Raw genomic sequence first — 11,015 nt, 5'->3', positions numbered from 1 at the left:
TTCTTCAACTTCTTTGTCTTCAAATGGTCCTACTGATGAACGAAATCGAATCATACTATTTCTGTCAATTACATACAAACGTTCTGGCGAACCAGCATATAGCGAATCAATCGTATTATTAGTGTCGTCTATAGCAACAGGCATTTTTATATTTTTATTCTTAATCCAATCTTTTGCTATTGCAGCTCTTTCAATATTACTTTTAGGCTGGTTATAAACCACATTATCTTTAAGATTTACAGGAATAAACCAACCATCTTTTGGGTGCATCTCATAAACATAGATATGTAGAAATGATACCTTGTCTTTATAAGATTCGTAAATTTCGTTGATTCTGTTATTGTGTGCTCGGAATACAGGACAGGTATAACTGCCAAAAATTAAAGCTAAGACATTACCATTGTAATCTGATAATGATTTTGTCTCATTCGTAATTTGTCCATTTTTTGAAAGTGATATTGCAATAAAATCAGGCGCTTTACAATTTAATTTTGCTGAGATATTAGTTTCCCTTTTTGATAAATCATTTTTTATTTGATGCCATTTTTCTACAGTGAATCCTATTTCCTTTTCAAATTCTTCTTCACTCATGGCTAATAGTACAGCTTTGTTTACTTCTTCTATGTCAAATTGATACTCATAGAAAACTACTTCTTCAGTCGGATTATCTACTGTTGAAACAGAAAATCCAGTTTTTTCCAGCACTTTAATTGACCCAATATTATCAGTTTCTACTCCACCTGAAATTGATTTAATATCTCCTTCGATTTTGCACCATCTAATTAAACCCTCAATTAATTCCGTTCCTAGTCCTTTACCCCAAACCTTTTCTGATAAGAGATAACCAAATCGTAGGTCATGGTAATTGTTTCCTGAGTCAGTTTCATAGAGAAAAATGAATCCTATAGTTTCATTAGTTGATAAAAGTTGGATAGTTACAAAATGGCTCTCCTTATCTCTATTCTTTATCCATTCCTGAGCTCCTTCTATTGTTGAAATGTTTTGCCACCCATTAGGTAGTGCTTTTGTAACATTAGGTGTCAAAATTTCAATTACTTTTTCTGCAAAGTTTTTCTCAGAATCCAGTTCTTTAACTTGGTTTGTCCAACTACTTACCAATAGTCGCTGAGTTTTGAAATTACATCTTTCTTCTATTTTTTTATTTGTCATCTGATAGTCCTTTATTTAATGTGCTATAACGTTGGTATAAATTCATTGTATTTATTTCAGCAATATCTCCTTTAAAGGTGTGCTTTCCATGCCAATATGGTTTGTAAAGTACACTTTTTATTATGATTATCTGATATTTTAAGTTTATCCATCCTTGAATCATCAATGATCACTACAATATCTTCCTTTTGCTACTAGTCCCTAACATACCAATTTGATCTTACTCGACACGACAACTTATTTACAATTGGAGAATACTAAAATAGAATTTTTGATTTAATACACCTGTTTAGCTCGATCAATAAGTGCAGTTGATTGAATAGACCCAATTAAGATATGGAGATAACTCTAAACTCGTCAAGTCGTCCTGCGCAGTATTCGTACCATCCTGCGCCTAAGGTCGGACGCCCTGCGGTACAGGCTCCCTTTCCTGCGGCATAGGTTAGTAGTCCTGCGCACACCTGATCATCACCCTGCAGTGTGGTTGGGCACTCCTGCGCCTACTGCTTATAGCCCTGCGGAGTAGTCTAGCTCCCCTGCGTCCATAATTAAGTGTTCAATAGAAACGAGGGAGGTTAACGGCTAATCTGCTTGCGAGCAGTTTTGATGAGTTTTTAAAGCAATGGCACCAGCTCGTACATTGCTGATATTTCGTAGAAGTGGTCTGAAGCTACTTTTTTAGTGACCACTTCGTGCTGCCAGGTAGTATGAAATGGTATATGAACTCCCCAACTTCCCAATTCAAGGACTGGCAGTATATCAGATTTAAGCGAATTACCTACCATTAGTAGTTCATAAGTTTCAATGTCCAAATGATTAACAAGAGAACGGTATGCTTCAGTATTTTTATCACTCATCACTTCAATATGATGGAAATATTTTAATAATCCCGACTTTTTAAGTTTACGTTCCTGATCCAATAAATCACCTTTGGTAGCCACAATCAGCTTGTAATCTTTCGATAGGTGGGCAAGCACTTCCTCTACACCGTTAAGCAGTTTTACAGGCTTGTTAAGCATATCCTTACCAATTTCGATCAGTTGGTTGGTTTGACTGGCCGTCATCTGAAACCCTGATAGTAAATTCCCGGTTTCAATCATCGACAATACAAATGCCTTGATGCCATAGCCATAGAGGGGCATGTTTTCTATTTCCACACCAAAAAGAATTCGCAGTGCTTCTTCTTTTGGAGCATAGTCTTTCATTAATTCTGCGAATTGTAATTCTGCCTCTCTAAAAAAGGTTTCATTTTCCCATAAAGTATCATCTGCATCAAAGGCAATTACTTTTAAGCCATTAATTTTACTCATCAATTGGTTTGTATTTTCTGTTTAGGCAGTACAAATTAATGATAAAAAGCGTGCTTGTTATTACATTTGCAAAAAATTAACAGCAATGGCAAAGAAGAAAAAATGGAAGAATCTGGATGGTGTTGTTTTTTCAACCAACCAGGATTTTGATTACCAATATAATGAGGAGCAGGAGGAGGAAACTTTGGCTCCAAACGAACAAGATTTGCGGGTGATGCTGGATAAGAAACAGCGGGGCGGTAAAAAAGTAACGCTTGTAACTGGTTTTGTTGGTGGTGAGGATGACCTGAAAGACCTGGGTAAAACCCTGAAAAGCAAATGTGGGGTAGGAGGATCGGCTAAAAATGGTGAAGTTCTGATTCAGGGTGACTTTAGAGATAAGGTAGTAGAACTGTTAAAAAATGCAGGTTATAAGGTGAAGAAATCGGGAGGATGATGTGGAAAGGTGTCAGCGAAAACACCTTCAACGTTTTGGTTTATCCTCCTTTTCGGTAGTCACTGGGACAAATCCCAAATTTACTTTTAAACTTTTTTGAAAGATATTTGGGATCTCTGAATCCTACTTTAAAAGCTACCTCCGAAACATTTAACCACCCTTCTTTTAAAAGGCGGGCAGCTTCTTCCAAACGAATGTCGCGGACAAACTCACTGGTTGTTTTATCAGTCAGATTTTTAATCTTGACGTATAACATGGTACGACTGACCCTCATCAGAGCAACAAATTGCTCAATATTAAAGGAAGCATCAGTGTAATTATCCAATACAACTTGTCGTGCTCTCTTGAGAAATACCTGATCATAGGAAGTTAAGTTGCTTTCTACATTTTCTGATTCATTCGTATAAAAAGCTTTCAGTATTTGTCGCTGATTGATCAGTGCATTTAGCCGCGTATTAATTAAACAGCTGTTAAATGATCCTGTGAATATGGCATCAACGCCAGATTCAATAAGTACCAAATGGTAATGTTCGCCAAGCGATGATGCATAAACAACCATTGGCAGATGAATCATTTCGTCCCGTGCTCTTAAACGTTTTATATCCAATACATCGTCTATTGAAAGATGATCGAACAACAATAATATGGCGTTTGTAGAATTGTTGATTAGAAAATCCTTATCCGGATTACTCCAATTAATCGGTTTGATATAAAAACTGCCGGATAGGCTTTCAGGTAAGTCAGACGAATGTAATTTATTAACAAGGGCTATCTCTTGTTGGGGGACACTGATTTCTTCATCATTTCGATGATGGTTATAGATATGATGTGGAGATAAAGTTATTGTATCCATATTAATGGCTATAGGAAATTAGCAGTCAATGATCGGTACAACAGTACCCTTGAAACGATAAGTTGTTGTATTTAGAAAAGCCGTGGCAATTAACTACCACGGCTTTTTAATTGGTTTAAGCAGAAATTATTTATTCCATGAGATACCTCTCATTTCACCTTTATAATTTCCTGTTACATCATCAAACTTAACACCAGACACTTTGTCCAGCGGGAAGTATGCGTTTAATCCTGGCTCTGAGCCATCAATATCTGCATCTAACTGCTCGGGAGTACGTGCTACATCCCAAAGACGGAAGTCCTGGATGTATCCATCCATTTTGCCCCAACCGTTACCAAGCCACATTTCGCCCCAACCAGAAACATTAGGAGCACCTATATCTTCAAATGAAGCTTTTTCTTCACCATCAACAAAAATCTTGGTTGTACGGGCAGTATTGTCATGTACTAATGCTACATGTTGCCATTCGCCTGTTTTCATTACCAAAGGATCTGTTTTAGGTCCTTGCCAGCCATTACCGGCATTTGTAAAGTTCCAAAGACCACCAGACTTCAACACATTTTCTTCAGTCAGCTCGTTATAGCCATATACCCACACGCCATATTCACCGTTATTAAAGAATTCACCGGTACCGTAACCAAATAAAGATCTAACCTTTACGTTAAACTCAACTGTATAGTCACCTTGTGGAGTGTAGTTTGGAGTAATACGCAAACCTACTGCATCATTATTCTCACGATCGATAAATACTCCCATTGCATCGGCAACCAACATTGAGTTAATTAGCTTTATCTGGTCATCAATCTTAGTAGCCATATCGTCAAGCTTAGCCTGTCTGGTTTCTTCAGCTTTAACCGTATTGGCTTCTTCAATTAACGCATCTACATAAGCAATGGTTCCTACTGGATAATCACCGTCGTTGCTACCTTCAACAATACCATCTTTAAAGTCAGTAATTTTAACAATGGCAGCATTGATATTGGCGTAATCAAGTACGATCACGGGTGGTTCTTCTACCCACTCAATATCACCCTCTAAGGTTGCGGTATACTTGCCAGAAATATCATTAAAGCTACTTCCCAAGTCAGCATCTAAAGGAAAATAACACTCTAAACCGGCTTCTGTACCTTCAAAATCAGTACTTCTGTTAGCATCAATTACTGAAGCTTCCAAAACAGAATTCCATAACCTGAAATCTTTAACTAAAGTGTTACATACACGGTCGGTCCATGTTGGGCTGTTACCAATTACAAATGGAGCATCGGCAGCTAACAAATGGTTATTAGCATTCTCAGCCACTTTAACACCATTGATAAATAGCTCCTGAACAGAACCAGTATTTGTCATGGCTACATCCATCCACTCGCCTGACTTCATTGTGCCTGCTCCAGCTTGATCACCTGTGTCAACCCAATTGTTGTTACCAACAACAACCTGGATTTTACCGTCGCCAAAATAACGTACGCCAAAACCACTATCCGGCCCCATTTGCTCCGCAGAGAACAAGTTATTAGAATAGCCCTTGGTATTTAGGTCTACTACATAGCACTTAAGCTCTATCGTCCAGGCACCATCTAATACAGATTTGATGTTATCCGATATTCGAATGTATGTATCATTCTCTTGTTTAATCCAAGGCATTGCTAATGCCACCTTCATGGTTTCAGCCTTATCCAATGCATTCTTTAATTGAGAATAACCATATGCCAACTGGTCATCAGCATAAGCATAAGTTTGAATTTCAATCGCTTTATCTAATGCCTTACGCACCATCTCCAATGCTGAAGGTTGATAATCTCCAGGCTTATTACTCGTAGGATTGTTATCGAGCAATGTTTGTGCTTCAATAATTAAAGCATCTAAATCGCCCGATGTCACTGAACCAAAATTAGGTGTATCATCGTCGTTACATGAGAATGTAATCAGCGACATGATTACCATCATCAGGATGGCTCTAATATGTATGTTTTTGATCTTCATAATTCTTGTATTTACAGATTTTTACTTGAATTATTACAGGCTATTTGAACCTGTATCCCACCATAGTCTAATGCCTGCATTATCAGGTCCGCCAAGCTTCTCAACACCACTCTCAACACCTTCTATGTTTGTGTTATATTCATCACGCGAGAATGGCAGGCGTTTGATAAATTCACCATCAGGTACCTGCCCAATCGTTGTTTCGTTACTATAGTTCACTTCAAGAGGGAACAATTTAGGGAAGCCTGTACGACGGAATTCAGACCATGCTTCAGCTCCTTCAGGGAACATAGCTATCCATTTTTGGGTAATAATACGCTCAAGCTTTACATTATTATCTGCAGCTTCATCCCACTTAATAGTGATATCTGATACTGCATCAATGTCATACGCAGATTCAAATGGGTCTGTATAATCAGTCGGCAAACTGCTGTCATCAGCTAAATAATCATCAGCTTTGCCACCTACACCCCATTGTTCCATCGATGAACGTACACCAGCTTCGTAATTTTCCTGAACAGAACCAGCACCTGACCATCCTCTTAATGCAGCTTCTGCTTTTAAGAAATAAACTTCGGCAGTTGACATCAATAACCAAGGTACTTCATACTTATTTTCAAGATTGTAACGTTCTCCAAGATTTGAATAACCTACACGGTCATCTTTACTGATTATATCAATACCATAACGAATGCCTTTATACGTATCGCCTGCAGCAATTACATTTTCATCTGTTGCAGCCGAAAAATATTCAGCCAAACGAGGATCGTTATAACCAACTAATATTGATTCCATGTTGGCACCCATACGTGTATCACCCCATGAGTAAGCTATTTCTGATAATGGATGACCAATTAATGGTTGATTAACCTGTACGATATCGTCATTTGTTTCTAACAATCCGTATTCATTACTTAAAGCTTTCTCACCTTGTGCTTTTGCTAATACAGGATCAATATTTGAGATACGAATTGCTAAACGTAAACGCAACGAGTTTGCCCACTTTAACCATTTCGAAAAATCACCACCATAAATAAGGTCAAACTTTGAAATTGGTTTAGCTTCCGGGTACTCATCGTAATAGTCTGAAATCAATGTAACAGCAGTATCCAATTCTAAGAAAAACTGCTTGTATATTTCTTCCTGGCTATCGTATAAAGTGAATTGTCCACCTTTACCATATTCAGAGTAAGGTGTTGGCCCGTATAAATCAGTTACACGATGCATACCTGCTACTTTTAAAACAAGTGCTGCCCCATAAAATTCACGAGATGATTCCTGAGTTAACTTTTTAATTTCATTCCATGGCCCCATAACATTTTCATATGCCAACTTATATGGCCAGTTGAACCAGTCAACTAAAAAGTAGTTTGATGAGTTCTTACCACCTCTAAAAGGAGTTGGAGGACATAAATAGCCACTATAGATATCGGCATTCAGGTTTTGTTGCAGCTGATATTCCCAGTTACCACCTGATGTATTGTAATAAATGGATTGCTCCATTTGAGGTAAAAAGGCACCAACATTGGCATAATCAATTGCCAACATCTCATCTGTTAATCGGTTCGGATTGTCATTCAATCCTTCTAAATCATCTGTACAGGCAGTAAATCCTAATCCTACAATTATGGATGTAACCACTGACATTTGATAGATATATTTAAAATACTTTTTCATCTTCAAAATTTTTAAATTTCATTTAAAGTCAGCACAATAGCAGATTAAAACTTAACATTTAAAGTTACACCATAACTTCTTGTTGATGGTACACCAAAGTAATCGCTATTCATCAGATATAACCCTGATGTAGTTTGAGTTCCTTCCGGGTCATATGGTGCATCAATCATTAGGAAGAACAGGTTACGACCTACTAATGAAATACGTGCATCACTAATAAAACCAACAGAGTTCAAAATCGACTTTGGTAAAGTATAACCTAATGAAACTTCGCGTAAACGAATATTAGTTGCATCATAAAGGCTTTCAGCCACAGGTATTCCATTATAATAATCTTTAGCCGCTATTCGACCTTGATATGTTCCTGTAATATTATCATCACCATCTACTATCACAGCATCAACTACAACGCCAAAGTTATCTCGCGCATCACCTGTTTCCTTAGATACACCCATACTATGCATTGCCGATTCTGTTGTTGACAATACATCACCACCAAAGCTACCGTCAATTAAGAAGCTAAAATCAAAATTCTTATATGACAAGTTGTTACCCCAGCTTAACCTGAAATCAGCATTAATAGTTCCAAGTTTCTCCTCATGTTCTGGCCCCCCTGCAACTGGTTTAGCTACACCATCTTCATCAACTGTAACAACCAGCTTTCCATCAATGCGACGATAACCTACACCCCAAATCTCACCAAACTCACCACCTTCTTGTACACGTAGCTTATATCCGCCATTTGTTGATAAGTTGTATCCGCCATCTCTATCAACTAACTCATCAGGAAGTTCCTTTACATTACTGTTATTAGTTGATAAGTTAAAGATAGTATTCCATTCGAAGCTATTGATTCTGACTGGTGTGAAACCAAGCATTAACTCAATACCACTGTTTTCAACTTTACCACCGTTAACCATTCTTCGAGAATATCCTGAAGCAGGATCTGCGTCTAACAAGAAATACTGATCTTCGGTTGTAGAATTGTAGTAAGTAAAATCAAGAGAAGCTCTGTTTTTAAACATCTTTAAGTCAACACCAAATTCGTAAGCCGCAGAACGTTCAGGTTTAAGGTCCGGATTTGGCTGGATTGTATTATAAATAACGGTTCCGGTTTCATTAACAGAATTGTACGGACGGAATACATAAGGAGGAACATCATTACCGACTTCAGAATACGAAGCTCTTACCTTAGCGTAATCTAAAACAGATGGTAGCTTATCAGCCCTGTTTAAGATTTCGTTAACCAATACGGAACCACCTACAGAAGGATAAAAATAAGTATTGTTTTGCTCAGGAAGAGTTGATGATTTATCCTGACGTGCTGTAACATCTAAATAAGCCAGGTTCTTGTAACCTAATGAAGCAGTTCCAAAATACGACTGTAATTGTGATTGTTCAATGATATGACTTCTGTTTTGACCACCATCAATCATATTAGTGAAGGTGAACAAATTAGGAATATATAATCCTTTTGTATTAGAGTCCGCACGTTTTTCATAGAAACGAATATCAGTTACACTTGTACCAATGGTTGCCATTAATGAGATGTTATCCCAATGCTTGTTATACGACAATAACATATCACCATACAACTGAGTATTTTCTTTATCATTCCATTCATAGCGACCATTAAGGTGTGATAGAGTCGTTTGCGTACCAGCGTGAGCTTTGCGCTCAAATGAATCATAGGTTCTATCAGCATTACCTCTTAATTTTAAATCTAATCCTTCAATAATTTTAATGGTAGCTGCAATATTGGCAATAACCCTAGTACGTTTAGCCTCAGTTTGTGCTTTATTGAATATCCAGTAAGGATTTTGGTGAGCATCAATATATGGCCAGTACTGTGTTTCCATATTACGCTCTGGATCAAAAACTGTGTAATTATTCTTGTAAGAACTTAAATCATCACTAACAGGCATTAAATAAGCCGAATGTATTGGGTTAAAATAACTACCAGGCGCTGATGGAGAATTTTCCATCTTCTGAGTCATTAAATTAACTTTACTATCTACGTTTAGTACACCATTGAAAAAATCGGTTGTATTACGAATTGTTAGATTATACTTTTCTAAATCATTGGTTGGTACAATACCGGAAGCCATAGTATTCGAAATTGATACATAGTTTCTCGATTTTTCGGTACCACCACTTAACGAAAGGGTATTGGTTAGGTTAGTGCCTGTTTCATAAAGGTTCTTACCATTGTCGTTGCCAAAGCTAGTTGCCGAACGCTCTCCCCAGCTGGTATTACCCAGCGCTCCGTATCGATCTTGCCACTCATATAAAACATTGGCATTCTCCATTTGGAAACTTGATGAAAAGTTAACTGATGTTTTACCTTCTTTACCTGATTTAGTGGTAATAATGATAACACCGTTAGCCGCCTGACTACCGTATAAAGCTGCTGCAGAAGCACCCTTCAATACGTTCATACTTTCAATGTCCTCGGGGTTAAGGTTAGAGATACCATCACCGGCATCTACACCTCCACCAAATCCATTACCACCTTCAGCTTGTTGTGGAATATAGTTTTGCAATGGTACACCATCAACTACGTATAATGGTTGGTTATTACCCTGAATAGAAGTATAACCACGAAGAATTACTTTCGTTGAACCACCAACACCAGAAGTACCAGGAGATACAACAACACCAGCTGCTTTACCGGAAAGAGCGTTAATCATGTTATCAGTAGGTACTCCTGTTAAATCCTCTCCTCCAATCTGTTGGGTTGCATAGGTCAGGCTTTTTTGCTCACGCTTAATACCTAATGCCGTAACAACTACTTCATCAATATCTAAGGCATCAGATACCAGTGTTACATTTATGGTAGTGCGACCGGCTGCATTTAATTCCTGTTCTGCAAAACCAATAAATGAATATACTAATGTTGCCTCAGGATTTGTAACTGTCAACTCATAACTACCATCTATTCTGGTAATGGTTCCATTTGTTACATTACCTTTTTCGAAAACATTGACACCCGGTAACGGATCTCCTGTATCATCAGTAACTACTCCCGTTACTACTAACTGCTCCTGAACAGAATTTGCAGAACTATCCTTGTAACGTTTCGTAATAATAATATCTTGATCAATGATAGTATATTTGTACTCATTTAAGTCGAGCACTTTATCTAATACGTCTTCAATACCTTCATTTTGGATAGCAATATTGACCGCACGATTTTCATCAACATCTTCTTTGCTATAAAAAACATTAAAATCAGATTGTTTTTCAATTTCATCAAAGACTTTGGATAGAGTAGTTTTCTTTAAGTTTATTGATACCTTAGCACCTTGTCCAAATGACGTTGCGCTTACTTGCATCAATCCAACTATCATTAATAAAACACATAGTTTCATAATACGTGATAATTTCTTTAGTTGGCTCCAAGGAATACCAACTAAGGTTTTGTTTTTTTTCATAAATTTGTAAAGCTTAATTATACATTTTATAATTAGTTATAGCCGGTTTGCAGACCGGTTGTAAGGTAAATCGGGAGTAGTTGCAGCTATTCCCGTTTTTTAGTTAGTTTGATTGATTTCAACCAAAGGTTGTACCTTTAAGTCTTTTGTTCATA

General features: G+C 37.4%; 7 protein-coding genes. 1 reads left to right on the top strand and 6 read right to left on the bottom strand.

The genetic code is table 11. The annotated features are described in order from the left end of the window. The coding region (locus AC4MRQ_RS12775; RefSeq protein WP_491198070.1) for a GNAT family N-acetyltransferase at positions 1-1,170 on the bottom strand (1,170 nt) is incomplete at its 3' end. A gap of 614 nt (positions 1,171-1,784) precedes the next feature. Beyond that, the gene (locus AC4MRQ_RS12770) at positions 1,785-2,480 is read right to left on the bottom strand and encodes an HAD family hydrolase (RefSeq protein WP_491198069.1); all 696 of its coding nucleotides are present in this window, start codon (positions 2,478-2,480) and stop codon (positions 1,785-1,787) included. An 85-nt stretch (positions 2,481-2,565) separates the two neighbouring features. Here AC4MRQ_RS12770 and AC4MRQ_RS12765 point away from each other — a divergent pair, with 85 nt between their 5' ends. Further along, complete coding sequence (locus tag AC4MRQ_RS12765; protein WP_491198068.1) at positions 2,566-2,916, top strand: translation initiation factor; 351 nt, start codon at positions 2,566-2,568, stop codon at positions 2,914-2,916. Positions 2,917-2,956: 40 nt separating this feature from the next. On the opposite strand, the gene AC4MRQ_RS12760 is transcribed toward AC4MRQ_RS12765, so the two are convergent. The 4 genes from AC4MRQ_RS12760 to AC4MRQ_RS12745 all read right to left on the bottom strand — a co-directional run bounded on the left by AC4MRQ_RS12760 (position 2,957) and on the right by AC4MRQ_RS12745 (position 10,860). Then, the gene (locus tag AC4MRQ_RS12760) at positions 2,957-3,769 is read right to left on the bottom strand and encodes a helix-turn-helix domain-containing protein (RefSeq protein ID WP_491198067.1); all 813 of its coding nucleotides are present in this window, start codon (positions 3,767-3,769) and stop codon (positions 2,957-2,959) included. A gap of 126 nt (positions 3,770-3,895) precedes the next feature. After that, on the bottom strand, positions 3,896-5,749 hold the full coding sequence (locus AC4MRQ_RS12755) for a LamG domain-containing protein (RefSeq protein WP_491198066.1): 1,854 nt from the start codon (positions 5,747-5,749) through the stop codon (positions 3,896-3,898). 33 nt (positions 5,750-5,782) lie between these two features. Beyond that, the gene (locus tag AC4MRQ_RS12750; protein ID WP_491198065.1) at positions 5,783-7,426 is read right to left on the bottom strand and encodes a RagB/SusD family nutrient uptake outer membrane protein; all 1,644 of its coding nucleotides are present in this window, start codon (positions 7,424-7,426) and stop codon (positions 5,783-5,785) included. Between the two features lie 44 nt (positions 7,427-7,470). Then, positions 7,471-10,860: a SusC/RagA family TonB-linked outer membrane protein gene (locus tag AC4MRQ_RS12745; protein WP_491198064.1), complete on the bottom strand. Its 3,390-nt coding sequence runs from the start codon at positions 10,858-10,860 to the stop codon at positions 7,471-7,473. Positions 10,861-11,015: the final 155 nt, after the last annotated feature.

This window comes from Carboxylicivirga sp., from assembly GCF_982718395.1.
This window is presented reverse-complemented; position numbering and strand designations above follow the sequence as displayed.